The organism is Mitsuaria sp. GD03876 (assembly GCF_029840635.1).
Taxonomy (GTDB): Bacteria; Pseudomonadota; Gammaproteobacteria; order Burkholderiales; family Burkholderiaceae_C; genus Roseateles.
Map to the genome: position 1 here is coordinate 112,195 of NZ_JAOCCU010000011.1, position 25,230 is coordinate 137,424.

22 protein-coding genes and 1 pseudogene are annotated in these 25,230 nt (G+C 72.0%); 11 read left to right on the forward strand and 12 right to left on the reverse strand.

Annotated elements, in window-relative coordinates; all coding sequences use genetic code 11:
• Window positions 1–12 precede the first annotated feature (12 nt).
• Window positions 13–1,206, reverse strand: a complete 1,194-nt coding sequence (locus tag N5D62_RS09200) for an efflux RND transporter periplasmic adaptor subunit (RefSeq protein WP_279757415.1) — start codon at window positions 1,204–1,206, stop codon at window positions 13–15.
• A 457-nt stretch (window positions 1,207–1,663) separates the two neighbouring features.
• On the opposite strand from N5D62_RS09200, the gene N5D62_RS09205 reads away from it, so the two are divergent.
• The 3 genes from N5D62_RS09205 to N5D62_RS09215 are packed head-to-tail and all read left to right on the forward strand — an operon-like array spanning window position 1,664 to window position 4,504.
• Window positions 1,664–2,455: a MipA/OmpV family protein gene (locus tag N5D62_RS09205; protein WP_279757416.1), complete on the forward strand. Its 792-nt coding sequence runs from the start codon at window positions 1,664–1,666 to the stop codon at window positions 2,453–2,455.
• Window positions 2,455–3,141, forward strand: coding sequence for a response regulator transcription factor (locus tag N5D62_RS09210; protein WP_279757417.1), 687 nt, complete (start codon window positions 2,455–2,457; stop codon window positions 3,139–3,141). The genes N5D62_RS09205 and N5D62_RS09210 overlap by 1 nt, the downstream gene beginning before the upstream one ends.
• Window positions 3,110–4,504, forward strand: coding sequence for an ATP-binding protein (locus tag N5D62_RS09215; RefSeq protein WP_279757418.1), 1,395 nt, complete (start codon window positions 3,110–3,112; stop codon window positions 4,502–4,504). The genes N5D62_RS09210 and N5D62_RS09215 overlap by 32 nt, the downstream gene beginning before the upstream one ends.
• Window positions 4,505–4,508: 4 nt before the next feature.
• On the opposite strand, the gene N5D62_RS09220 is transcribed toward N5D62_RS09215, so the two are convergent.
• On the reverse strand, window positions 4,509–4,922 hold the full coding sequence (locus N5D62_RS09220) for a response regulator (protein ID WP_279757419.1): 414 nt from the start codon (window positions 4,920–4,922) through the stop codon (window positions 4,509–4,511).
• A gap of 255 nt (window positions 4,923–5,177) precedes the next feature.
• On the opposite strand from N5D62_RS09220, the gene N5D62_RS09225 reads away from it, so the two are divergent.
• Window positions 5,178–5,957 carry a transporter substrate-binding domain-containing protein gene (locus N5D62_RS09225; RefSeq protein WP_279757420.1) on the forward strand — a complete coding sequence of 260 codons (780 nt, stop codon included), beginning with the start codon at window positions 5,178–5,180 and terminating at the stop codon, window positions 5,955–5,957.
• Window position 5,958: 1 nt separating this feature from the next.
• Here the strand turns inward: N5D62_RS09225 and N5D62_RS09230 are convergent, their stop codons facing one another.
• Window positions 5,959–6,762, reverse strand: coding sequence for a helix-turn-helix transcriptional regulator (locus tag N5D62_RS09230; protein WP_279757422.1), 804 nt, complete (start codon window positions 6,760–6,762; stop codon window positions 5,959–5,961).
• 194 nt (window positions 6,763–6,956) lie between these two features.
• On the opposite strand from N5D62_RS09230, the gene N5D62_RS09235 reads away from it, so the two are divergent.
• From N5D62_RS09235 to N5D62_RS09250, 4 genes and pseudogenes are all read left to right on the forward strand, one after another.
• Complete coding sequence (locus N5D62_RS09235) at window positions 6,957–7,208, forward strand: hypothetical protein (protein ID WP_279757423.1); 252 nt, start codon at window positions 6,957–6,959, stop codon at window positions 7,206–7,208.
• An 82-nt stretch (window positions 7,209–7,290) separates the two neighbouring features.
• A pseudogene (locus N5D62_RS09240) lies at window positions 7,291–8,669 on the forward strand (FAD-containing oxidoreductase).
• A 190-nt stretch (window positions 8,670–8,859) separates the two neighbouring features.
• On the forward strand, window positions 8,860–9,642 hold the full coding sequence (locus N5D62_RS09245) for a glycosyltransferase (RefSeq protein ID WP_279757424.1): 783 nt from the start codon (window positions 8,860–8,862) through the stop codon (window positions 9,640–9,642).
• Between the two features lie 115 nt (window positions 9,643–9,757).
• Entirely contained in the window at window positions 9,758–10,207 is a 450-nt protein-coding gene (locus N5D62_RS09250; RefSeq protein WP_279757425.1) for a hypothetical protein, read from the forward strand.
• 112 nt (window positions 10,208–10,319) lie between these two features.
• Here N5D62_RS09250 and N5D62_RS09255 read toward each other — a convergent pair whose 3' ends face one another.
• Together N5D62_RS09255 and N5D62_RS09260 are read right to left on the reverse strand one after the other, a co-directional pair.
• The gene (locus tag N5D62_RS09255; RefSeq protein ID WP_279757426.1) at window positions 10,320–11,279 is read right to left on the reverse strand and encodes a DMT family transporter; all 960 of its coding nucleotides are present in this window, start codon (window positions 11,277–11,279) and stop codon (window positions 10,320–10,322) included.
• A 150-nt stretch (window positions 11,280–11,429) separates the two neighbouring features.
• Entirely contained in the window at window positions 11,430–13,241 is a 1,812-nt protein-coding gene (locus N5D62_RS09260) for a hypothetical protein (RefSeq protein ID WP_279757427.1), read from the reverse strand.
• On the opposite strand from N5D62_RS09260, the gene N5D62_RS09265 reads away from it, so the two are divergent.
• On the forward strand, window positions 13,240–14,868 hold the full coding sequence (locus N5D62_RS09265; RefSeq protein ID WP_279757428.1) for a hypothetical protein: 1,629 nt from the start codon (window positions 13,240–13,242) through the stop codon (window positions 14,866–14,868). The genes N5D62_RS09260 and N5D62_RS09265 overlap by 2 nt on opposite strands.
• On the opposite strand, the gene N5D62_RS09270 is transcribed toward N5D62_RS09265, so the two are convergent.
• From N5D62_RS09270 to N5D62_RS09280, 3 genes are all read right to left on the reverse strand, one after another.
• Window positions 14,865–16,433, reverse strand: a complete 1,569-nt coding sequence (locus tag N5D62_RS09270; protein ID WP_279757455.1) for a TolC family protein — start codon at window positions 16,431–16,433, stop codon at window positions 14,865–14,867. The two genes, N5D62_RS09265 and N5D62_RS09270, sit on opposite strands and share 4 nt — an antisense overlap.
• 169 nt (window positions 16,434–16,602) lie before the next feature.
• Window positions 16,603–18,249: a DHA2 family efflux MFS transporter permease subunit gene (locus N5D62_RS09275; RefSeq protein ID WP_279757429.1), complete on the reverse strand. Its 1,647-nt coding sequence runs from the start codon at window positions 18,247–18,249 to the stop codon at window positions 16,603–16,605.
• Window positions 18,246–19,403, reverse strand: coding sequence for an HlyD family secretion protein (locus N5D62_RS09280; RefSeq protein WP_279757430.1), 1,158 nt, complete (start codon window positions 19,401–19,403; stop codon window positions 18,246–18,248). Before N5D62_RS09280 ends, N5D62_RS09275 begins: the two co-directional genes overlap by 4 nt.
• Window positions 19,404–19,606: 203 nt before the next feature.
• On the opposite strand from N5D62_RS09280, the gene N5D62_RS09285 reads away from it, so the two are divergent.
• Window positions 19,607–20,110, forward strand: coding sequence for a helix-turn-helix domain-containing protein (locus N5D62_RS09285; protein WP_279757431.1), 504 nt, complete (start codon window positions 19,607–19,609; stop codon window positions 20,108–20,110).
• Here N5D62_RS09285 and N5D62_RS09290 read toward each other — a convergent pair whose 3' ends face one another.
• The 3 genes from N5D62_RS09290 to N5D62_RS09300 all read right to left on the reverse strand — a co-directional run bounded on the left by N5D62_RS09290 (window position 20,111) and on the right by N5D62_RS09300 (window position 22,183).
• Window positions 20,111–20,740, reverse strand: coding sequence for a LysE family translocator (locus tag N5D62_RS09290; RefSeq protein WP_279757432.1), 630 nt, complete (start codon window positions 20,738–20,740; stop codon window positions 20,111–20,113).
• A gap of 175 nt (window positions 20,741–20,915) precedes the next feature.
• Window positions 20,916–21,764, reverse strand: coding sequence for an AraC family transcriptional regulator (locus N5D62_RS09295; protein ID WP_279757433.1), 849 nt, complete (start codon window positions 21,762–21,764; stop codon window positions 20,916–20,918).
• Window positions 21,761–22,183, reverse strand: coding sequence for a DUF1810 domain-containing protein (locus N5D62_RS09300; protein ID WP_279757434.1), 423 nt, complete (start codon window positions 22,181–22,183; stop codon window positions 21,761–21,763). Before N5D62_RS09300 ends, N5D62_RS09295 begins: the two co-directional genes overlap by 4 nt.
• Before the next feature lie 218 nt (window positions 22,184–22,401).
• Here N5D62_RS09300 and N5D62_RS09305 point away from each other — a divergent pair, with 218 nt between their 5' ends.
• Window positions 22,402–24,657 carry a TonB-dependent receptor gene (locus tag N5D62_RS09305; RefSeq protein ID WP_279757435.1) on the forward strand — a complete coding sequence of 752 codons (2,256 nt, stop codon included), beginning with the start codon at window positions 22,402–22,404 and terminating at the stop codon, window positions 24,655–24,657.
• Here the strand turns inward: N5D62_RS09305 and N5D62_RS09310 are convergent.
• Window positions 24,641–25,216 (reverse strand): TetR family transcriptional regulator, encoded by a 576-nt coding sequence (locus N5D62_RS09310; protein WP_279757436.1) that lies wholly within the window; start codon window positions 25,214–25,216, stop codon window positions 24,641–24,643. The genes N5D62_RS09305 and N5D62_RS09310 overlap by 17 nt on opposite strands.
• Window positions 25,217–25,230 lie beyond the last annotated feature (14 nt).

The following is a 25,230-nucleotide window of genomic DNA, read 5'->3' on the forward strand; positions in this document are numbered from 1 at the left end:
CGCGACGGGTCCTCAGCGCTGGGCCTCGACGACGCGCACGCGGTCGCGGTCGCCCAGGAAGGCGATGCCGGACGCGACGACGCGGTCGGTCCGGTCCAAGCCTTCCAACACCTCGATCCGGTCGCCGGCCTGGCGGCCCAGCCGCAGCCGCGTCCGGGTGACGCGCTGGTCGGCGTCGACGCGCAGCGCGTGCACCAGGCCCTCGCGCATCTGCACCGCGCCGCGCGGCAGCGTGGTGGCGGCACTGGCGCCGAGGTCGAACTCGCCTTGCGCGTAGCTGCCCGCGCGGGCGGCGCCCGGCGCCGGCAGGTCCACGTAGACCAGCCCGTTGCGGGTGAACGCGTCCACGACCGGCGAGACCATGCGCACCTCGCCGGCGATCGCGACGCCGTCCGCCAGCGTCACGCGCACCGCCTGCCCGGGCCGGATGCGCGCGAGGTCGGGCGCCGCGACTTCCGCGCGCCATTCGAGCCGGCCGCGCCGGATCAGGCGGAACAGCTCCTGGCCCGCCGGCACGACCGCGCCGACGGTCGCCGCGCGCGCGGACACGATGCCGTCGTCGGGCGCCAGCAGGCGCGTCTGCCGCAGCCGCAGCCGCTGCAGTTCCTCGACCGCGCGGGCCGCGTCGAGCCGCGCCTGCGCCGAGAGCTCGGCGGCCAGGCTCTGCTGGACCTGCTGCTGCGCCATCGCGCCGCTGGCCTCGAGCGCCCGGGCGCGCCGCGCGTTGCCCGCGGCCTCGCCCAGCGCCGCGACGGCCGCCGCCGTCTCCGCGCGGCGCTGCGCGAGTTCCGCCTCGACCGTGTCGGCCGCGAAGCTCGCCAGCAGCTGCCCGCGACGCACGGTGTCGCCGACGTTGACGGCCACCTCGGCCAGGCGCAGGCCGTTGGCCTCGGCGCCGATCAGCGCCTCCTGCCAGGCCATCACGTTGCCGTTGGCGCTCAGCCGGATCGGCAGCGTCTCGGTGCGCAGCTGCGTCACGGTGACGGTCAGCGCGGGCTTCTCGGTTCCACCGGCGCCACCCGCGCCTGGGGCGGTGCCCGCTGCGTTGGCGGTGGCGTTGGCGTCGGCGTCGGCGGAGGCCGTGCCGGAGGCGGTTGCCGTGGCCGCGGTGGCGGTCGCCGTGCCGCCGACGAAGCGGATCGCCAGCGTGGCGCAGAGGACCGCCGCACCGGCGACGGTCAGGATGAGTTTGAGGGGAGGGGACATCGCGGCGCGGGAGGAAGGAAGCGGGCAGGGCCGCTGCCGGCCCCGGTCGAGGGACGCGACTATCCGGCGCACCGACTTGCCAGCCCCTTACTGACCCGTCGCGTGGCGCGGCGGCCCATGCGGCGACCGCTCCGGCGACCACTCCGGCGACCGATCCTGCGACCGATCCGGCGACCGATCCGGCGACCGGCGCGGCGGCCGGTCCTGACCGACTGGGAGCTGGCCAACCGGGTGGTAAGGACGCGGTAAGACGCTCGCCCCGACGATGCGGGCTCTTCTCACCGCCCCTTCCGGGAACCCCATGGCCACGCAGATCCGTCCCCTGTCGACCCGCTCCACGGCGCACCTTCGCGCAGCCTCTTCCACCGCCTTCTCCTCCGCCTCTTCCGCCGGCTCTTCCGCCGCCTCCGCCTCCTCTCCGACCGTCGGGGCGATCACGCTACCGACCGTCTTTTCCGTGGCCCTGGCCGCCGTCCTGCTGACGGCCGGCGCCGGCGCGCGGGCTGCCGGCCCAGGCGGTCCCGGTAGCCCTGGCGGTCCTGGCGGCGCCGACGGCAAGGGCTCCAGCTGGGGCCTGGGCATCGGCGCGATCTCGATGCAGAAGCCATACAAGGGCATGGACCGCGAGACCAAGGCGCTGCCGATGCTCAGCTACGAGAACCGCTGGGTGAAGGTGTTCGGCCCCGGCCTGATGGTCAAGCTGCCGTCGGCCACGCTCAGCCCGACGCAGCGCATCGACTTCGGCCTGGTGGCCAAGTGGAGTCCCGGCGGCTACGAGGCCGACGACGCGCCGATCCTCAACGGCATGGCCGAGCGCAAGGGCGGGATCTGGGTGGGCGGCAAGGCGACCTGGCAGGGCGAGCTCGCCGAGCTCGGCGCCGAATGGACGACCGATGCCTCGGGCCACAGCAAGGGCCAGCGCCTGGCCCTGACGCTGGAGCGCTCCTGGCGCTTCGGCCCGAGCGTGATGCTGACGCCGCGCCTGGGCGCCAACTGGCTCGACAAGAAGTACGTCGACTACTACTACGGCGTGCGCGCCAACGAGGTCGCCGCCAACCGCGCCGCCTACCGCGGCCGCTCCGCCTTCAACCCGGAGATCGGCCTGCGCGGCATGTACATGTTCAACCGGCAGCACTCGATGTTCGTCGACGTCGGCGTGACCAGCCTGGCCAGCAGCATCAAGGACAGCCCGCTGGTCGACGCGTCGACCGAGAACCGCGTGTTCATCGGGTATCTCTACCGCTTCTGATGAACCGCATCCTGCTGGTCGAGGACCACGACCGCCTGGCGCGGTTCATGTGCAAGGGCCTGGGCGAGGCCGGCATCGCCGCGGACGTGGTGGACCGCGCCGGCCTGGCCTGGGCCTCGCTGCAGCAGCTGCCGTACCGGGCGGTCGTGCTCGACCGCGGCCTGCCCGACGGCGACGGGCTGGCGCTGCTGCAGCGCCTGCGCGACGCGGGCAACGGCACGCCCTGCCTGGTGCTGACCGCGCGCGACGCGCTGCACGACCGCGTCGCCGGGCTGGAGGCGGGCGCCGACGACTACCTGGCCAAGCCCTTCGCGATGAACGAGCTGGTGGCGCGGGTGCGGGCGCTGCTGCGCCGGCCGGCCGAGCTGCGGCCGCTGGCGCCCGAGCACGGCGACCTGCTGCTGCAGCCCGACACGAGCACGATCCGCTGCGGCGAGGAGGCGGTCACGCTCGCGGCGGCCGAAATGCAGATCATGATGCTGCTGCTGAACAAGGGCGGCGACACGGTGCGGCGCGGCGCGCTGGAGTCCGCGGGCTGGGGCCTGGGGACGGCGGTGACGCCAAACGCGCTGGACGTCGCCGTGCACCGGCTGCGGCGCAAGCTCGCCGCGATCGGGTCGAATCAGCGCATCGTCAACGTGAGAAACCTCGGATATGCCCTTCACGACGCCCACGTGGCTGAGTAGCCTGACGCTGAAGGTGATGCTGGCCTACGTGGCGGGCGTGCTGCTGACCATCGCCACGCTGGCGCTGATCTTCAACGGCGTGACCACGTTGCGCGGGCCGCTGTTCTTCGACGAGGACATCACCGAGTTCGCCGAGGAGCTCGGCGAGAACCTGCACTTCGACGCCTCGGGCGCGCCGACCGGCCTGGCCGTGGACGAGCAGCGCCGCGAATGGCTCTACCGCGTGCTCAAGGACGACCTGGCCTACCGGGTGCTGGACGCATCGGGCCGCGTCGTGATCGAGCCCACGCCGGCCAACCCGATCTGGCCGGCGGCCGGCGAGGGCGCCCGCGTGCTGCGCCCGGGCAAGTTCGAGTTCACCTACGCCGGCCAGCGCATGCAGGGCGCGACCGAGGCGGTGCCGCACCAGGGCCGCACCTGGTACCTGCAGCTGGCGGGCAGCGCGCGGCTGTTCGAGCTCTTCCGCCTGGACTTCGCGCTGCCGTTCATGGGCATGGGGATGGTGCTGTTCAGCTCGGTGATGCTGCTGCTGTTCGGCGTGTGCGTGTTCGTGATGCTCAAGCGGGTGCTCAAGCCGCTGCACGACGTGTCGGCGACGGCGGCGGCGATCTCGCCGCGCTGGCTGCACGCGCGGCTGCAGGTCGACCGCGTCCCGTCGGAGATCGTGCCGCTGGTGGAGAGCTTCAACCGCGTGCTGGAGCGGCTGGAGCGCGGCTACCGCGTGCAGCAGGAGTTCCTGGCGATGGCCGCGCATGAGCTCAAGACGCCGCTGGCGCTGATCCGCGCGCAGGTCGAGTTCATGGAGAAGGGCCAGGCCGACGACTCGCTGCTGCAGGACGTCGAGCACATGACGCGGCAGGTGCAGCAGCTGCTGTTGCTGGCCGAGGCCAGCGAGGTGCAGAACTACCAGTTCCAGCCGACCGACATGGGCGCGGCCGCGCAGGAGGCGATCGGTTACCTGCGCCGGATGGCCGACGCGCTGGGCGTGGAGGTCGAACTCCGCGTGGCCGGCGAGGGCACGACCTGGGACGCGGACCGCGGCGCGGTGTTCACGCTGCTGAAGAACCTGCTCGAGAACGCGCTGCAGCACGCGCCGGCGGGCAGCCGGCTGAGCGTGGAGGTCGGCGAGCGGGCGCTGTCGGTGCGCGACCGCGGCCCGGGCGTGACGCCGGAGCAGCTGTCGCGGATGTTCGGTCGCTTCTGGCGCGGCGCCCACCGGCGCGACCATGGCGCCGGGCTGGGCCTGGCGATCTGCCAGGAGATCGCGGACGCCCACGGCTGGACGCTGAGCGCGGAGCGCGAGTCGCCCGGACTGCGGATGGTGGTGGTCCGTCCCGAGGACGGCGCGCCGGCCCCGGTCTGAGGCCTCAGGACGCGCGCAGCGAGGACAGCGTCATCGGCCGGCTCGACGCCAGGCGCGGCGCCTCGGCCAGCATGTTCAGGTCGGCGAGGAAGCGCTCCAGCTCGCGCCCCTTGTCGTAGAAGGCGTTGGCGCCGTTCTGCACGCACAGCGGGCCGTAGATCTCGGCCTCGCGGTTGCTCAGGACCAGGATGGTCCCGCCGAAGCCGGCCGCGCGCAGCTTGCGCAGCACCGTCAGCCCCGAGCCGGCGGCCAGCCCCAGGTCCAGCACCACCACGTGCGGGCGGGTCAGTCCGACGGTGCACAACGCTTCCGCCTCGGTCGCGGCCAGGCCGACCACCGACAGGAACGGCTGTTCCTTCAGCGTTGCCAGCAGGTGCTTGCGAACCAGCGGGGAGTCTTCGACGAGTACGACTTTCATGATTTATCAATTTTGCGCTTTTCGAATTGACAAAACCATGTGGATAACCGAACGGTTGCGCTACCACGTGACTTTTCTTGGCGTCGGTGACGGCCCGGCCCTCATTCAGGGGGCGCGCGTGCGGGGCGCGAATCCTCGCCTTGTCGCTCCGGAAAGCGGGGGGCAAACTGGTCAGAAATGCCGGACGCAACCGCTTTCAACCCTGCAGGCCAGGCCATCGGGCCGGTCGCTGGAGGTGGCCTCACGCGCCGCACGATGCTGGGGGTGTTCCTGCTGGGCACCGGAGGCGCCGTGGAGGCGGCGAGAGCGGCGAGCGGCGCCAGCCGGGCGCGGGTGATCCGCGCGCTGGTCGAGTCCTGGCCGCCTTACCTGATCCCCGGCGCCGACGGCGCGATGCGGGGCCTGGACGCGGAGCTGCTGCAGGCGATCTGCAAGCAGGCGGGCTACGAGCTCAACTGGATCCGCGGGCCGATGCAATGGCGCAAGCGGCGCTTCCGCGAGCTGCAGAACGACCAGTTCGACGTGATCTTCTCGGCCACGCCGACGCCGGCGCACGAGGCGTCCGTGATGTACACGCGGACCTACCGCAACGAGGCCTTCATGGTCGCGGCGCCGGACCCGCGCGACCACCGGCTGGAGGGCGTGCAGGGTTTCGAGGACCTGCTGCGCCGGCGCATCCCGCTGCTGCACGTGGACGCGCTGAGCCTGGGCGCCGATTTCGAGGCCTGGCGCCAGCGCCTGGGCGACGCGGGCCTGCTGATCCCGTACCCGACGATGCGGCAGGGGGTGGAGATGCTGCGGCTCAACCGCGCGCCGCTGATCCTGGGCGACGAGCTGGACCTGCTGGCGCAGGCGCGCAGCAGCGGCGTGCGGCTGGCGCGGCAGCCCTACGGCTACAGCGTGCAGCCGGTCAGCCTGATGCTGAGCCGGCGCCGGCTGGACGAGGCCGACCTGGCCCGCATCGACCAGGCGATCCACGCGCTCGAGCAGCGCGGGTCGCTGGCCGCGATCCGCCGGCGCCACGGCGCGATCTGAATCAGCCGCGCGCGTCCGGCTCGCCGTACCTGCCCGGCGTCACGCCGAAGGTCCGCTTGAACAGCGCGATGAAGGCGCTGACGTTGTCGTAGCCCAGCTCCAGAGCGATCGCCATGACCGGCTTGCCGGCGGCCAGCAGTTCCAGCCCGCGGAGCAGCCGCACGCGCTGGCGCCATTCGGTGAAGCTGAAGCCGGTCTCCTCGACGAAGCGCCGCGTCAGCGTGCGGGGGGCGATGCCGGCCCAGTCGGCCCACTCGGCCAGGCCGCGCGCGTCGTCGGGGCGCGCCGACAGGGCCCGGGCGATCTTGAGCAGGCGCGGGTCGGCCGGCATCGGCAGGCCCAGCGCCACCGGCGCCGACAGCGCGACCTCGTCCAGGATCACGCCCGCCAGCCGCGCCTGCGGCGGCGTCAGCGGGCCGGTGGCGTCGTCCCAGTCCACCGCGCGCGCGACCGCCTCGCGCAGCAGGCCGGAGACGGCCAGGATGCGGGGCTCCGCCGGCAGCGCGGCGGCGGCGGATTCGTCGACGTAGACGCTCCAGCCGGCGAACGGGCCGTGCGAGCGCAGGCCATGCATGACATGCGGCGGCAACCACACCGCATGCGTCGCGGGCACGACCCAGCGGCCGTCGCGCACGTCCACGGTGATCAGGCCCTGCATCGCGCCGAGCAACTGGCCGCTGGCGTGGCGGTGCGGGCGTGTCGCGCGTTCCGCGCCCGAGCTCTGCGCGACGGCGCGGATCGTCGGCGCGTCGGGGCCGTCGGCGATGGCGACGGATTCAAAGGTCTTCGGCAGGCGCGCGGGCATGGTGGGTCGATGAGAAGGCCAGGAGGGCGGGGAGGGCGGCCGAAGCCGGGAGGGGCCTGGAGGGACCAGGAGGGCCTGGGGCAGGCGCTGGCGACCGATTGGCGTGATCGGACTATCGCATGTCCTCGATGCCGTACTGAAGCCAAGAGGCGTTGCCTACGATTCATTCACCCTTTCACCACCAGGAGCACCTCATGAAGGCTCAAGACATGCTGCCCGATGGGCAAAACCAGATCGAACGCAACGGCACGACGATCCGCAAGGGCACCGTCGGCGCGTTCCTCGTCAACGCGAAGGTCTGGGGCGACCCGGCCGCCGCGGCCGGCCACCGCGCTCAGGCGGAGCACGACATCGTCGAGGCGATCCCCGCGCTGCGCGAGCTCGGGCTGTTCGACGTGCTCGACCTGCGCGACGCGCGCCTGAAGGCCCTGGTCGACGCGCATTGACGTGTCCCCTGCGCATGGCGCGCCGGCGGGCGCGTCATGCGGCGGTGGCAGACTCCGCGCTGGTCCCATGCCAGGAGCGGCCATGAACGAGTCCTTCGATGCCATCGTCATCGGCGCCGGCCAGGCCGGGCCGGCGCTCGCCGAGCGCATGTCCCAGGCCGGCTGGCGCGTCGCCGTGATCGAGCGCTCGCGCGTCGGCGGCACCTGCGTCAACACCGGCTGCATCCCGACCAAGGCGATGGTCGCCAGCGCGCATGCCGCCTGGGTCGTCCGCGAGGCCGCGCGCTGGGGCGTGCGGCCGCCCGATCGGGTCGGCGTCGACCTGGACGCGGTGATCGCGCGCAAGGACCGCATCGCCGGCCAGTCGCGCCAGAACGTCCAGAAGTGGATCGAGGGCATGACTGGCGTCGAGCTCGTCATGGGCCATGCCCGCTTCGAGGATCCGCACACGGTCGTCGTCGACGGCCGGCGGCTGCGGGCCGACCGCTTCTTCCTCAATGTCGGCGGACGGCCGGCGCAGCCCGGCGTCGAGGGCCTGGACACCGTGCCCTGGCTGACCAACGCGTCGATCATGCGGCTCGGCGAATTGCCCCGGCATCTCGTCGTCGTTGGCGGCAGCTACATCGGGCTCGAGTTCGCGCAGATGTTCCGGCGCTTCGGCTCGGAGGTCACCGTCGTGCAGCGCGGGCCGCAGCTGGTGCCGCGCGAGGACACCGACGTGGCCGAGGCGCTGCGCGGGATCCTCGAGCGCGAGGGGCTGACGATCCGCACGGGCGCGGAATGCGTACGGCTCGCGCCGGCGCCCGAGGGCGTCGCGGTGCAGGTCAATTGCCGCACCGGCGAGCCCGAGGTCCGCGGCAGCCATGTGCTGATCGCCACCGGGCGGCGGCCCAACACCGACGACCTCGGCCTCGAGCGGGCCGGGGTGAAGGTCGATGAACGCGGGAATGTCGTCGTCGACGACCGGTTGCGCAGCAGCGTGCCGCACATCTGGGCGCTCGGGGACTGCAACGGCCGCGGCGCGTTCACCCATACCTCGTGGAACGACTTCGAGGCGACCGCCGCGAACCTGTTCGACGGGGCCGATCGTGGCGTCGGCGACCGTGTCGTGACCTATGCGCTGTACACCGACCCCCGCTGGCCCGCATCGGGCTGGGCGAGCGCGAGGTGCGCGCCAGCGGTCGGCCGGCGCTGATCGGCACGCGGCCGATGACGCGGGTCGGGCGCGCGATCGAGAAGGGCGAGACCGAGGGATTCATCAAGCTGCTCGTCGACGCCGGATCGAAGGCGATCGTCGGGGCGACGGTGCTCGGCGTCGACGGCGACGAGGCGGTGCAGTCGCTGCTCGACGTGATCGCGTCGAAGCGGCCGCACACCGAGGTGCTCACCGGCGGCGTGCGCATCCACCCGACGGTCAGCGAACTGCTGCCGACGGTGCTGCAGTCGCTCAAGCCGCTGTAGCGCCGGCAGCCCGCCCCCTCACCCTGACCCTCTCCCCCGGTGGGGGCGAGGGGACCACGCCCACTTCCTCACTCCCTCTCCCGCACTGCGGGAGAGGGTTGGGGTGAGGGTCGGGTGAGTGAGGGAGCGCGCGACAGGTACGGCCCTTGCCAAGCGGCTGTGCCGCATGAAGCGGTGGCGAGAAACAGAGATGCATGTCGTTGAGGTGCTGGGCGCATTGCCGCCCGACGAGGATGGCGCGACGCGGCTCGTGGAGCGCCTCATCGAGCGCCTGGGCGCCGGCGGCGATTTCCGCTTCACCGTACTGTGTCCGGCCGACGGCCCGTTCACCGAACGGCTTCGCGGGCTCGGCGTCGAGACCATCGCGGTGGCGATGCCCGAGGACCCGCCCTGGCACGCGATCCAGGTGCTGGTGGGACTCGTACGCAACCGCCAGGCGGACGTGCTGCATGCGCACCTGCCCAATGCCCATCGGCTCGCGGGCCTGGCCGGCAGCATCACGCGCACGCCGGTGCTGGCCACGGTGCAAGGCTTGCAGCTGGACATGCCGGACCTCGAGGTCCATCGGCTGATCGCCAGCCAGCTCAGCGTCGTGACCGAGGCGAGCTACTTCCATGCGCTCGGACTGGGCATCGCGCCCGAGCGCATCAGCTGCGAGCCCTTCGATGCCGACGGCGACGCGTCGGCGCAGGCCGCGAGCCTCGACGCGCTCGGACAGCGGCTGCGCGCGCTGGCGCCGCCGCGTCCGCCGACGCTGCAGCCGTTGACGCCGGCCTCCGTGACGCCGGCATCGGTGCCCACGTCGGCCACGCCATCGACCACGCCAACGACGACGGCATCGACGACGCCATCGACCTCGTCGTCGGCCACCCGATCGACGTCGGCATCGTCCACGTCGCCGCCGGTCGCGATCCGGGCGGTGCTCGACGAACTCGTGCCCTCCGTCGCGCCGTCGGCACCGCGGCGGCGTTGAGCGCGGGCATCGGGTTTGCCCGTCATGCTTCGCAGGGCGGCGCGGATCGCGATGCGACGCGATCCGGAGCGCCGCTCCCGGCAAGACCTCAATCCACAGCTTCCAGGAGATCCACATGAACCCCCGTTCCAAGATCACCACCGTGGCGATGGCGATTGCGCTGGCTTCCGGTGTCGGCTTCCTCCATGCCCAGAGCGGCGGCCAGGGCGGCAGCTCCGGCACGGTCGGCGCGCGTGACCGCACCAACGACCCGCTGTCCAACAACAACGGCCAGAACGACGCGACGCGCACCCAGTCCAACGCGCCGGCCGCCACACCCGCGGCCGACCCGATGACCGGCCAGCCCGCCAGCGCGCCTGACATGCGCAACAGCCAGCCCGCCACCGGCAGCGACTACAACGGCAACAACACGACGACCGACCAGCGCCAGGACCCGAGCGTGCGCACGCCGACGCAGCCGATGCCGCAGGACAACTCGTCCTCGATGAACAACGGCACGACGTCGAGCGATTCGTCGATGAACAACAGCGACAGCACGCTGCCGGCGCGCGCCGACCGCAACTGATCGGACAGTCCTCATCGCGCGGGACGGCCGGCCTTCGACCCTCGAGGGCGGCCGTCCTTTTTTCGTGTCCGGAGGGCGCCTTGGGGCGCGGCCGGGGCGACCGGGCCGGCGCTCAGCGCGCGCGGCGCGCGAGCCAGACGCCGACGGCCACCAGCGCCATGCCGGCCATGGCCAGTCCGGTGAGGGTCTCGCCGAACAGCGCCCACGCGATCAGCGCGGTGGTGGGCGGCGTCAGGTAGAAGAGGCTGGCGACGTTGACCGCGCTACCGCGCCGGATCAGCAGGTTCAGCAGGCTGACCGCGCCCAGCGACAGCACCAGCACCAGCCAGGCCAGCGCGAAGGCGAATTGGCCGCTCCAGTGCACCTGCATCGTCTCGGTCGCCATCGCGAGCGCGCCGGTGGCCAGCAGGCTGGGCACGAACTGGATGATCGAACCGGTGCGCAAGTCGAAGGACGGGCAGAACTTCTTCTGGTAGAGCGTGCCGGCGGTGATGCCGATCAGCGCGATCACGGCGGGCAGCAGCATCGTCAGCAGCGCGTGGCCGGGGACGGCGGCGATCTTCTGCGCGACGACCAGGCCGACGCCGAGGAACCCGAGCGCCAGGCCGAGCCATTGGATGCGATCGATGCGCTCGCCGAGGAAGGCGCGCGCGCCCAGCGCGGTCACCAGCGGCTGCAGGCCGACGACCAGCGCGGTGATGCCGGCCGGCAGCCCGTGGCCGATGGCGGTGAACACGCCGCCGAGGTAGACGCCGTGGACCAGCAGGCCGGTCACCGCGATGTGGCCGCAGGCGGCCCAGGAGCGCGGCCAGGGCGCGCGCAGAAGCAGGACCACCGGCAGCATCAGCACGATCACCGCGGCATAACGCCAGGACAGGAAGGTCAGCGGCTCCGCGTCGGGCAGCCCGAACTTCGCGCCGATGAAGCCGGTGCTCCAGACGGCGACGAACAGCAGCGGGAGCAGGTCGCCCGCGGCGTGAGCGGGGGAGGGAAGGTCGTTCCCGGGGACGATCCCGGACGAGTTCTCGTGCGTGTTCTCGTGGGCGTTCTCGGAGGAGGGCGTGCGCGGCATGCGGGCGATGCTAGCGGGAAGGTCGCCGGACCCGGGGCCGGCGTGCCGCGCCGGCAACGGCGACGACGCAGACGCGCGCGATCAGCGCACGCGATGTCCCGCCGGCCGTGAACCAGTGCCGCATCACCGGCTTGCCTCGGGAAAGACGGGTCAGGGAGACCGTGCCGTGGTCCGTACGATGGGGCGATGAGTCTTGTCGATCTTCAACGTCTGTCCACGGCCTGGAGCAAGAAGCACCCGAAGGAAGCGGCCGGGGGCGAATACGCGCTGGCGGGCTTCGCGTTCCAGTTCCAGCATGTGTTGTTGGCCGGCGTGCGAGGCTGGCTGGAATCGGGACTCGGCCTGGATCGCGGGCCGCAGGCCTTCTGTGAGCTGCTGAGCGATCTGGCCGAGTGCAAGGCCGATGGCGTCCTGGTCGTGAGCCAGCTGAAGTACACGCAGAGTTCCGGGCCGGTGACCAACGCGCTCGGCGATCTCTTCGGCATCTACCGGGTCGCGGTGTCCGACACGCCGGACCTGCTGGCCAAGCTCAAGTTCCGGATCCTCTCGGCCAAGCCGCAGCTGAAGTCGGTGCAGGGCACGATCGACCGCTGGGCGCCGGACGGCCTGGCGCTCACCGATCCCGCGCTGGTCGCCTTCAAGCAATGCCTGGTCGCGGAGATCCACGACGACCCGGAGGGCGAGCTGCTGGCCCTGCTCGCCAACCAGTTGCTGGCGGAACGGCCGCTGTCGATGAGCCGGCGCTGGCAGGGCGAACTGCTGACCGCCTCGCTCGTCGGGAAGGACGCCTTCGGCCAGGCGGCGCTGCGGGTCTGGGACGACCTGAACGGCATGAAGGCGGCGAGCCGCTCGCGCTCGGCCGGCGTCACCGCATGGACCGCGGCCGACCGTCCCCCCGAGGGCATCGTGCCGGGCCGGGTGCTGACCGGCCAGCAGCCCTCGACCCAGAACCTGCGCGACGGCTACTTCGCGCCGCGCGCCGAGCTGGCGCAGCGCATCACGGCCCGGGCCACGGAATGGATCGACGCGCACGTCGCCCACGACGACGAGACGTTGCGCCTGCCGATGTTCTGGATCGGCGGGCGCTCGGGCGCCGGCAAGAGCGTGATGCTGCTCACCCTGCTGTCCCGGCTGCACGAGCAGGGCGGCGTGAGCATCCTCTTCGCGCGCCGCGCCGAGCAGTTGCCCGACGCGATCCGATGGTCCCGCGAGCTGGCCGGGCCCGGACGGCGCGTGCTCATCGGCATCGACGATCCCCATGCCCCGGCGAACCAGGGCGACTCGCTGGGCATGTGGAGCCGGGCGCTGGACGAGCTGCACACGATCCGCCAGTCCGGCGATGCCGCGGCCATGCCGCTGATCATCTGCTGCGGTCCGACGGAGCAGGCCGAGCACCTGCGCGACGAGATGCCCGACGGGCTGGCCGTCCACATCGAGCCCTTGCCCAACGAGTCGGCCTCGGACATCGCGGAGCTGCGCGGCTGGTATCGGCAACGCACCGGCAAGGAACCGCCGGCCACCGGCGACGAGAACGTGCTGCTGGTGCAACTGTTCTTCGAATGGCAGGCGGGGACGGGGATCGAATCGTTCGCGACCCGGTTCCAGAACCGCATCCGCGCGGAGGACCGGTCCGGCCAGCTCGAGCGCGCGCTGGCGCAGATCCTGGCCGTCAACCGGCTGTATTGCGGGGCCAACCGCAAGGCGATCGAGGCCGGCCTGTCGGACGCGCAGCGCGACGCGCTCGACCGGCTGCGCGCCGAGTACCACCTGGCGGACGACTCCAGCGCGGCGAGGCCGGGGCTGTGGCTCACCCATCCGCATCTGGCCGAGGCCATCTACGCGCACTGGTTCGATGCCAGGACCAAGGTCAACGAGCGGGTCGGCCACCTGAAGGCCGCGGTGCTGGGGGGCGTTGCGGCATGGTGTCGCGCCGACCGAGCAGACGGGGCCGTTGTGGGCCATGTCGCGCGCCTTCGGCACCGGGCGGCGCCGCACGGATGTGGCGCTTCGCCTGGGAGAAGGCGAGGCGCTGCGGGTGCTCGCGGCCGTGCACGCCGAGTGCGTGGGCGAGGGGGCCGCGATCCCGTTGACGCAGTTGCCGGTGTGGGTCCATTTCCAGGGCTGCCTGCCGGCGCTGTCGGTGCGTCCGATGCCGGTCGAGGCCGCGATCGCGCGCCTGGAGACCGCCACCGGCGCCGAGACCGGGTTGCGGCTGACCTGCCACAAGCTGCTGGAGCACTGGAAGAAGCTGGATCCGCCGACGCAGGGCCGCCCGGCCGTCCGGGCCGTGCTCGCGCTGCTGCGCCGGATCCCGGGCTGGTACGAGTGGTCGGCGGTCGCCGAGGATGCGCTCGCGCGCACCCAGGACCGCGACCTCCTGCCGATGATCGAGAGCTGGATTCCGGGGCAACTGGATCAACCGGTGCCGCGGCGATTGCTGCTGCAGGCGCTGCAGCTGGCCGGCCCCGGCGAGTCCGGGCTGCATCGTCTGGCGCTGGGCGAGGTGATCGCGGTGACGCCGACGCTGACGCCGGACTGGTCCCGGATCGCCGTGGTCCTGTTCGCCTCCGAATGGGCGCGGCCCGACCTCCTGCGGTGGATGGCGCCGCGTCACGCGCAGTTGGCGATGGCCCACCTGCTGGTCACCGCCATCGAGCTGGACCAGCCGCACGCGGTCGAGTGGGCGACGGCGTGGGCGCAGGCGCACCACCTCGAGTTCACGGCCAACCGGGTGCTGGAACTGCTCAGCGAGCGCAGCACGGACGTGCGGGTGGTGGCCTGGGCCACCGCCTGGCTGGAACGGCGGCACCCGCATTCCAGCTTCCTCCTGCGCCGGCTCATCGAGCTGGCGCCCGAGCGCGCGCGCGCGATCGGCGTCGCCTGGCTGGCCTCGACCTCTTTCGAGCAGAAGGGGTGGAGTTACGTCTGGGGAGCGATGTGGTCGCGATGGACCGGGGATGCGCACCTCAAGGAGGTGGCGATCCAATGGATGGCGCAGACCTCGCCCTCCCATCCCGGCTGGGGACATTTCTGGCGGCAGCTGTTCGAGTTCGATCCCGAGGACGAGCAGCTCTGGCGCCAGGGCATCGATCGGCTGGCCGCGCCCGACGTCGCGCCGGGGCATGCCAAGCGGTGGTACCACGTGTGGCGGATCATGTGGAAGAAGCGTCCGCGCGATCCCGAACTGGTCGCGAGATCGGTGCCCTGGCTGAAGACGGTGAGCCTGCAGGAGGCTTGCAGCGTCTGGGCCACGGTCTGGGTCGGCGTGAACGGCTCGGGTCTGGCCGAACCCCTGGTCGACCTCGCCCTCGCGTGGCTCAAGCAGGCACCGCCTGAGGACATGTCCTGGCAACACGTCTGGGGGCGTCTCTGGGACCGGACGCCGGGGGACGTCGCCCTGGCGGCCATGGCGCTCGACTGGCTGCGCAAGGCGCCCAGCTCGCATCTCTCGTGGCCCTTCGCCTGGCGCTCGCTCTGGGATGCGACGCCGGACGACCCGGTGCTCATCGCGCTCGGGGCGCGGTGGCTCGACCTGGAACCGCATTCCAACCGGGCCTTCAAGGTGGCCACGGCGCTGGGACGGTCCTAGCGCGCCGGACTGTCCTCCCACCCGCCTCCGAACGCCCGGAACGCCGACACCGCCGCCCGCGCGTGGTTGGCGTCGAGCTGCGCCAGCTGGTCCCGTGCCGCGAGCAGCAGCCGGTCTTCCTGCAGCACCTCGATCAGGCTGGCCGCGCCGCCCTTGTAGGCGTCCTCGGCCGCGTCGCGCGCGACCTGGTGGGCCCGCACCTCCTGCGCCAGGTCGCCGCGCTGCAGTTCGAGCTCGGACAGGGTGACGATTGCGTTCTCGACATCCTCGGTCGCGCGCAGCATCCGCTGCCGCACTTGCCCCAGCGCCTCGGCCCGCGCGCCGCGCGCCTGCGCGACCTCGGCGTCGACGCGGCCGAAGTCGAACAGCCGCCAGTGCAGCCCCAGCAGCGCCTGCGGCTGGAACGCCGCCGACGACAGCAGCCCGCCGCTCAGGCTCGACGCGCCCAGCACGCCGCCCAGCGTCAGCCGCGGGTAGTACTCCGCCGTCGCCACGCCGATGCGCGCCTGGCTCGCGTCGAGCTGGCGCTCCGCGGCGATCACGTCCGGACGGCGGCGCATCAGCGTCGCCGGCGTCAGGTCGCCGGGCAGCGACGGCACGCGGTACGTCGACGCGCCCACGCCCGCGGTCCCGATCGTTGCCGCCGGTGCCGCCGTGGTGGCCGTGGTGGCCGTGGTGGCCGTGCCCGCGCGCGGGCTCGCCGGCGTGTCGGCCAGCAGCTTCATCGCGGCGGTGCCGGCCTGCTCGCCCATCAGCACGTCGAGCCGGTGCAGTTGCTGCGCGAGCTCGGTGCGCAGCGGCGGCAGCGTGCCGCGCGCCTGCAGCTGCAGCGCCTGCGCCTCGGCGACCTCGCGCTGCGCGGCCAGGCCGCCCGCGAAGCGGTCCTGGATCAGCCGCAGCAACTGCGACTGGTTGCGCAGGTGCGCCTCGGCGACGTCGATGCGGGCCTGCGCGCCGCGGATGCGGAAGTAGGCGTCGGCGACCTCGGCCACCACCGTCACCCGCGTGCCCAGGCGCGCGGCCTCGGCCGCCTGCCATTCGGCGACGGCGGCGCTTTCGCCCTGGCGCAGGCCGCCGGCGAGGTCGGCCTCCCAGCTCGCGCCCAGGCCCAGCGTCTGCAGCGTCTGGTCGCGCTCGTAGCCGGGGAAGCCGTGGGCGAGCGCGCCCTCGGGGCTCTTGAGCGACTGGCGCTGGCGGACCAGCTGGCCCTGCGCCGTGACCTGCGGCAGCCGCGCGGCGCCCGCGCCCTGCGCCGCGGCGCGGGCCTGGTCGACGCGGGCCAGCGCGATGGCGAGGTCCAGGTTCTGGTCCAGCGCCCGCTGCACGAGCGCCGTCAGCGCCGCGTCGTCGAAGCCCCGCCACCAGGTGCCGAGTTCCGCGGCGGAGGCGTCCGACTGGTGGTCGGCGATCAGCGCCTGGCCGGCGAAGCGCTCGTCGAGGGCGCGGGGGGACTCGCCCTTCTCGAGCATCGGCGCGCACGCCGCGAGCAGCGCGGCCAGCGCCAGCGGCGCGAGGCGGCCCAGCGCGCGCAGCGGCGCCCGCGGCGTCGATCGATCGCGCGGCATCGCGTGGATCTGCGAGCGCGTGGAGGTCGCTGAGGTCGCTGAGGTCGACGAGGTCGGCGAGGTCGGCGAGGTCGGCGAGGTCGACGGGATCGTCGAGGCGGCCGGACGGAAGGCATCGGAAAGCAGGCGGTTCATGGCGGGACTCCCAGGAGGTCGGGGTGGGGTGGGGTCAATGCGAATCGGCGGACGGCGCGGCGGGCGGCGCGACCTTGTGCAGCAGCGGCACGAAGAGCAGCGCGACCACGAAGCAGGCCATCACGATCAGGAAGGCGTCGGAGAAGGTCATCGTCAGCGCCTCGCGGTAGGTCAGCGCCCAGAGCTGGCGCAGCGCGGCGGTCGTCGCCTCGCCCGAGGGCATCGCCGCCGACAGCGACGAGGTGGTCGACGCCAGCAGGCTGTTCATCGACTCGTTGGCCGCGTTCAGCCGCTCGGCCAGGCGCTGGAAGTGCAGGTTGGTGCGGTCGTTGAGGATGGTCGCGCAGGCCGCGATGCCGATCGCGCCGCCGAGGTTGCGCATCAGGTTGAACAGCCCCGAGGCCAGCTTGAGCCTGGAGGGCGGCAGCGCGCCCAGCGCCAGCGTCACCACCGGGGGCACGCTGAGCTGCTGCGCCATGCCGCGCAGCGCCTGCGGCAGCAGCAGCTCGTGCGGCCCCCAGTCATGCGTGATCGGCGCGAATTCCCACATCGAGACCGCGAACAGCGCGAGCCCCGCGAACAGGATCCAGCGCAGGTCGAAGCGGCTGGCCAGGAAGGCGTACAGCGGGATCGTCATCACCTGGAACACGCCGGTCGAGAACACGGCCAGGCCGATGTCCAGCGCGCTGTCGCCGCGCACGCGGCTCAGGAACAGCGGCGTGAGGTAGATGGTGGCGAAGATGCCGATGCCGGTGATGAACGAGAACAGGCTGCCCAGCGCGAAGTTGCGGTCCTTCAACGCGCGCAGGTCGACGATGGGCCGGGCCGCCGTCAGGCTGCGCGCGAGGAAGGCCACGCCGGTGATGCCGGCGATCCAGGCGGTGGCGACGATGGTCGCGTCGCCGAACCAGTTCCAGCGCGGGCCTTCCTCCAGCGTGTACTCCAGGCAGCCGAGGAACACCGCCAGCAGCACCATCGAGAGGTAGTCGGCGCCCTTGAGCAGCGACAGGTCGGGCTTGTCCACCCGCACCATCAGCGGCACGACGACGGTGACCAGCAGCCCCGGCAGCAGGTTGATGTAGAAGAGCCACTGCCAGGACAGCACGTCGGTGATCCAGCCGCCGATGACCGGGCCCAGCGTCGGCGCCAGCGAGGCGATCGCGCCGATGGTCGAGGCGGCCACCACGCGCTGCTTGCCGCTGAAGTACATGAACGCGGTGGTGAAGACCATCGGGATCATGGAGCCGCCCAGGAAGCCCTGGACCGCGCGGAACGCGATCATGCTCTGGATGTTCCAGGCCAGGCCGCACAGCAGGCTGGCCAGCGTGAAGCCCAGCGCCGAGATCGCGAACAGCCAGCGCGTGGACATCACGCTGGCCAGCCAGCCCGACAGCGGGATCACGATGATCTCGGCGATCAGGTAGCTGGTCTGAATCCAGGTCGTGTCGTCGGCGCCGGCGGACAGGCCGCCGCCGATGTCGCGCAGCGAGGCCGAGACGATCTGGATGTCCAGCAGCGCGATGAACATGCCCACGCACATCGTCGCGAAGGCCAGCACCTTCTCGCGCGTCGTCAGCCGGTCCAGCGGGATGACCTCGTTGGACCAGAACGGCGGGCGCTTGGGCGCGGGGACGGGCGGCGGGTCCGATGCCGCGGTCGCGGGCAGGACGGCGGCGCTCATTGCACGCTCGCGGTCTTGGTGGCGGCGACGGCGTCGCGCGCGGTGTCGACCTCGACGACCACGGACAGCCCCGGGCGCAGCCGGCCCAGGCGCTCGTCGGCGGTATCGAGCTGGATGCGCACCGGCACGCGCTGGACGATCTTGGTGAAGTTGCCGGTGGCGTTCTCGGCCGGCAGCACGCTGAACTGGGCGCCGGTGGCCGGCGCCAGGCTCCCCAGCGTGCCGTGCATCACCACGCCGGGCCAGGCGTCGGCGCGGATGCTGACCGGCTGGCCGGCCTGCATGCGGGCGAGCTGGTCTTCCTTGAAGTTGGCGTCGATCCACAGCCCGTGCGCCGGCACCACCGACAACAGCGGCGTGCCGATGCCGACGTAGGTCCCGACCCGCGCCTTGCGGTTGCCGACGTAGCCGTCGCGCGGCGCGCGCAGCTCGGTGTAGCCGAGGTTGAGGTGGGCCAGCTCGCGTTCCGCGCCCGCCTGCGCGAGCGCCGCCTGCGCCTGGCGCTTCTGCGTCGCGATCACGTCGAGCTGGCGTTCCGCGGCCAGCTGCTCGGCGCGGGCGCGGGCCGAGCCGGCCTGCGCGGTCTTGAACGCGGCCTCGGCGCGCTGGCTGCTTTCCACCGACACGGCGGCGCGGCCGACCAGGTCCTTGTAGCGGGCGAAGTCGTCGCGGGCGCGCTGTTCCTCGGCGGAGGCGGCGTCGATGCCGGCGCGCGCCTTGGCGATCACCGCCTGCTGCAGCGCGGCGGCGGCGGCCAGGTTGGCGATCGCGGCTTCCTGCGCCTCGACCGCGCCGGTGGCCCGCTGCACCGCGGCCTGGTAGTCGCGGCCGTCGATGCGGGCCAGCAGGTCGCCGGCGTGCACGAACTGGTTGTCGGCCACCGGCAGCTCGGTGATGTAGCCGCCGACCTTGGCGCCGATCACCGTCACGTCGCCGCCGACATAGGCGTCGTCGGTCTCCTCATGGAAGCGGCCGACGCTCCACCAGTGCGCGCCGTAGGCGGCCACCGCCAGCGCCGCGGCGGTCAGCACCGCCCAGGGCAGCGTCGCGCGGCCGAGGGATCGGCGGGGCGCGGTAGAGGGGGCGGTCGCGGTGGGCGCGGCGGCGGAGGAAGTCGGGGAGGGCGCGGCGGCCGAGGGCGTGGAAGCGGTCATGGAAGGACTCCGGCATCGAAAGCCCGCCGGGGCGGCGAGCGATGGAGCGGACTATAGGAACGTCACTTCCATGATGGAAGTTACTCGGCGGACAATGCATCATTGCGATTTCGTCAACTGACTTCCATGATGGAAGTCAGTGAGAATCGGGGCGACCCGGCGAGATCGACCGCCGCGGACCGATGACTCGACAAGGAGATCCCATGCGTCGCACGAGCTTCGAGGACATGGCCTGCCCACTGGCGCGCACGGCAGACACGCTGGGCGACAGCTGGAGCGTGCTGATCCTGCGCGAGGTGTTCTACGGGCACCACCGCTTCGACGAATTCGTGACGGAGCTGGGCATCGCGTCCAACACGCTGACGCGGCGGCTGGCGGAGCTGGTGAATCGCGGCCTGCTGGAGAAGCGGCAGTACAGCGACAAGCCGCCGCGCCACGAGTACCTGCTGACGCCCAAGGGCCGCGACCTGCGGCCGGTGATGCTGGCGTTGCTGACCTGGGGCAACCTGCACGCGCCGCTGAAGAACAAGCCGGTGCGGCTGATCGACACCGAGACCGGCGAGCCGGTGGAGCTCAAGCTGATCGACGCCCGCACCGGCAAGGCGATCGGGCCGCAGCACAAGGTGGAGCGGCGCTCGGGATCGCCTCGTCGCGTGGAAGTGTTCGACTTCGACGGCGAGGTCGACAAGGCCGAGGCGGCCGATTGATCAGCGCTGGACCAGCGCGAGCTTGACGCCGAGCCCGACGAACGCCGCCGCGAAGCCGCGGCGCATCCAGCGCAGCACCGGCGGCCGGGCCAGCACGCGGTCGCGCACCGCGGCGGCGAAGACGCCGTAGACCGCGAACACGATGAAGGTCATCGCCATGAAGACGGCGGAGAGCTCGAGCATCAGCGGCGTCGGGCGCGGTTCGTCGCGGGCGATGAACTGCGGCAGGAATGCCAGGAAGAAGATCGACAGCTTCGGGTTGAGCAGGTTCACCAGCACCGCGTGGCCGACGATCTCGCGGGCGGAGCGCGGCGAGGCGCTCGCGTCGATCGCCAGGGCGCCGCGTTCCTTCAGCGACATCCAGGCCATGTAGAGCAGGTAGGCGACGCCGGCGTACTTGACGGCGTCGAAGGCCAGCGCGCTGGCGTGCAGCAGCGCGGCCAGGCCGGTGATCGCGGCCAGCATGTGCGGGACGATGCCCAGCGTGCAGCCGAAGGCGGCGATCAGCGACGCGCGGGCGCCACTGGAGAGGCCGGCGGCCAGCGTGACCAGCGCGCCGGTGCCCGGCGAGGCGACGACGATCAGCGAGGTGATCAGGAACTCGGGATTCGAGAGCGAAACGAAGGGCACGGCGGACCTCGGCACGGTGAAGAGCGGGAGGCCATCGTCAGCGCGAGTCGGCGCGGCGTCTTGGACGAAATTGCAGCGCGGCTCCGGGCGGCTCCGGGCGGTTCCGTGCGGCTCGGGGGGGCGTGCGACGCCGGGCAGTGCCGGCTGGCGCGACACGGACGCGCTCGGCGATTCGTCAGCGCATCGCGGCCGCGTAGGCGCCTGGCGCGATGCCGAAGCAGCGCACGAAGTGGCGCGTCAGGTGGCTCTGGTCGTAGAAGCCGCTGGCGGCGGCGGCCTCGGCCAGCGGGGTGCCCAGGCCGATCAGCCGGCGCGCGCGCTGCAGCCGCCGCTGCACGAGGTAGGCATGCGGCGGCAGGCCGGTGGCCAGGGTGAAGCCGCGCAGGAACTGGAACCGGCTCAGTCCCGCTTCGCGCGCGAGGTCGGCCAGGCTGACGGGCGAGGCGAGCTCGTCGTCCAGCCGCGCGCGGGCCAGCGCGATGCCGGCTGGGATCGCCGTGGGCATCGGCGCTCGCGGGAGCAGCAGACCCTGCAGCAGCAGGAGCAAGGCTTCATCGGCTTGCAGCGTGGGACCCGCGGCGGCCGCATCGACGTCGTCGGCGCCGGCGCCGATCACGTCGACGGTCATCGCGTGGAAGAGCGCCTCGAATCGCGTGGCGATGCGGGGATCGCGGAGCGTGGGGCGATGGAACTCGACGTCGCCGGAGGGTGGGCCGCGATGGTCGCGGAGGTCGGTGGCGAGCTCGCGCACGACGTCGGGCGAGAGATAGAGCATCCGCCAGGCGCGTCCGCGGTCGTCGATCGGCAGGCCGTCGTGGACCTCGCCCGGATTGACGGTGATGAGATCGCCGGCGCCGGCCTCGACCTGGCCGCGCCCGCTGGCCGATTTCTGCGCGCCGCGGTCGATCAGGCCGATGCCGAACTCGTCGTGGACGTGGCGCGGGAAGGTGCGCGCGGTGTCGGCGCGGACGATGTCGATGCCCGGGAGCGGGCAGGGCAGGCGGGTGAAGGCGGCGGCCTTCATGCGAGCAGCTCCAACGTGCGCGGATCGGGCTGGCCGTCGTAGAAGCGATCGAGGGCCTCGATGAAGACGGCCTCGTTGCCCGAGGCCCTCGCGAACAGCGTCAGCGACGAGCGGAACTTCAACGCGTCGACCGAACCGAGGATCTGCTCGGCGGACTTGGTGCGATGGGTGTTCATCAGCGCGACGCACTCGCGCAGTCGCGGGCCGAGGACCTCGTGGTCCAGGTAGGCGATGGCTTCGTCGAGCGAGGAGATGCCGTAGCGCTGCGCCGTGCTGCTGATCCCGAGCCCGCGCAGCTGCGGGAAGAAGTACCACATCCAGTGGCTGCGCTTGCGCCCGCGCCGGAGCTCGTCGAGGACATCGGCGAGCTGCGGAGCTTGGGCGTCGAGGAAGCGGTGGAGGTCGGGCGGCGCGGACATGGGCTCGGTGGCGCTCGGAGCTGCGGCGGGGATCCCCGGACTCTAGCCGCCGCGGGCACCGGCGGCGAGTGCAAGCACGCCCGCCACCGTCCCGGTGCTCGGGAAACCTCGCTCATGGTTTGTCCTAGCGCCCGGCGTGCGGTCCGGGACTTGAAACGCCGGACCGCGCTCCTCATAATCAATAAAAAATGAAGCGTCATTCATTATTGGAGCTTTCGATGAGGTCCTGTCGTGGTGGATGGAATGAGCGCCTGGGGCTGTCCCCGATGCGCCTGGCGGTCTTGGGACTCTGCGGTGGCATGCACTTCGCGGGCGAAGCGCAGGCCCAGGCGTCGACCGAACCGTCTTCCGCGGAGGCGCGCGATGTGCAGTCGCTCGACCTCGTCACGGTCACCGCGCAGCGGCGGCGCGAGCCGGCGCGGGAGGTCCCGCTCACGGCCGACGTGCTGAAGGGAGAGACGCTGGCCCGCGGCGGTTATCAATCGCTCCGCGACGTCGCGGCGCTCTTGCCCGGCCTGAACTTCAGCCAGTCCACCGCCGCGACGGGCCAGAGCCAGATCACCATGCGCGGCGTGACCACCGGCAGCCAGGTGGGCGCCACCGTCGGCATCTACGTCGACGACGTGCCCTTCGGATCGAGTTCCGCCTATGCGGGCGGCGGCGCCGGCGCGCTGGACCTGGGCCTGTTCGACCTGTCGAACGTGGAGGTGCTGCGCGGCCCCCAGGGCACGCTCTACGGTGCCAGCGCCATGGGCGGCCTCATCAAGTACGTGTCCGCGGAGCCCGAGAAGGCTTACTTCGGCGGGCAGGCGACGGCCGAGCTCTCCAGCGTCAAGGGCGGCCGCGTCGGGCATGTGCTGCGCGGCCTGATCAACGTGCCGATGATGCAGGACACGGCGGCGCTGCGCGTGACCGTCTATCAGCGGCGCGAGGGCGGATTCACCCGTGACCTCGATCACGACGGGCGAATCGTCGATGGGGCACGCACCGATGGCGGACGCGTGGCCCTGTTCCTCCAGCCCAGCAAGGACGTCAGCGTGCGCGTCACCGCCATGACGCAACGGCAGGACCGCGACGGCTCCGCCCAGGAGGAGGCCGACGTCGCGACGGGCCAGCCCGTCGACCGGCGCTACACCAAGCGCCTGTTCGTGAGCGAGCCCGTCACCGTGCGCAACGATCTGGTGACCGCCGTGGTCAAGGCGGATCTGCATTGGGCGACGCTCGAGTCCATCACCGGCTGGCAGCGCTCGACCAACGAGGGGCGCGCGGATCCGTCCGCGTTCTACCGCCCGTACCTGAGCCAGCTCGGGATCGTCAACCCGGGCTACGCGCTCGACTACAGCTTCGACAACCGCAAGCTGTCGCAGGAGTTCCGCCTGACCTCCGCGCGAAGCCGCCAGCTCGAATGGCTGGTGGGCGCCTTCTACGCGGACGAACGAGGCGAGAAGAGCCAGCACCTGATGCCGCTGGACGCGCAGCTGAACCCGGCGCAGCCGCTGCTGGCCGATGCACGCTTCCCTTCGAGCTATCGCGAGATCGCGGCCTTCGGCACGGCGACCTACTACCTGACGACGCGCACCGACCTGACCCTGGGCGTGCGTCAGAGCCGCAACTCGCAGCACCTCGACCAGACCTTCAGCGGCCTGTTCGCGCCGCCGCCCCAACCGGCGGCGAGCTCGACCGAGAACGTCACGACCTGGCTGGCGACCGCGCGCTGGCGTCCCGCCGACGACCAGGCGCTGTATGTCCGGGCCGCCAGCGGCTATCGGCCCGGCGGGCCGCTGCCGGTGATCAAGGATCCGGTGACGGGCCAGCCCCTGAACAAGTCCTTCTTCAAGTCCGACAGCCTGTGGAGCTACGAGGTCGGCTGGAAGGGCACGCTGATCCCGAGTCGCCTGAGCTCGGAGCTGGCGCTGTACCAGATCGACTGGAACGACATCCAGGTCTTCACCGCCAGTGCCGGCTTCTCGGGGATCGGGAACGCGAAGCGCGCGCGATCCCGCGGCCTGGAATGGAGCCTGCGCGCGATGCCGGCGCAGGGGCTGCGGGTGTCGACCGCGCTCAGCCTGATCGACGCGAAGCTGCTGGAGGACAGTCCCGACCTGGGCGGCGTGGCCGGGGAGCGGATGCCCGACACCGCGAGGACCTCCGCGGCGCTGCAGGTCGACCGGGACTTCGAGTGGCTCGGCCGTCCCGCCCACCTCGGATTCAGCTGGCGCCACGTCGGCAAGCGGGCCAACGCCTTCAAGGCCTCACCCGGCAACCCGCTGTACCGGTTGCCCGCCTACTCGGCCCTGGACCTGAGCGGCGGCATCGCGTTCGGCCGCGTGAACCTGGACTTCTACATCCGGAACCTGACCAACCAGCACGCGCAGACCGGGGCGGACACCTCGCTCAGCCTGGCCGGCGGACCGGCGCGGGTGAGCGTCATGGCGCCGCGCACGGTCGGCCTGCAGCTCAGCGCCGAGTTCTGACGGGGGCCCCATGCAGGATCGTCACCAACCAGCGCGCCGTCTTGATCTTGGCCTCCGTCTGCGGCGGCACGCCCACCAGCGCCTTGACCTGCGCCGCCACCAGCAGCGACAGCAGACCCTCGCCGATGGCGCGCAGCGCCGCCTTGTCCAGCTGGTCGTTGCCGGCGCCGGCACGGGCGACGGCGTCGAACAGCGCCGTGCGCAGACGGGTGAAGTTCTCCGCCACGACGGCCTGGATCTGCGGATTGCGGCGCGCGATGGTCGCGACCTCGAGCGCCGTCAGGTTCGCCGCGTTCGCGGGGTCCTGGGTCTTCAGGATGGTCTCGACCAGGCCCAGCAGATCGCTCGCCGTCTCGCAGGCCTCGAGGGGGCCGACGTTGGTGTCGGCCTGCTCGATGAGGCGGGTCAGCACCTCCTCCTTGGAGCGGAAGTGCACGTAGATCGATCCCACGGACAACCCCGCCTCCGTCGCGATGTCGCTCATGACGGTGTCGGCCACGCCCTTCCTGTCGAAGACCGCGCGCGCGGCATCCAGGATCTGTTGACGCACGGCAGCCATGTGGCTCTCGTCTC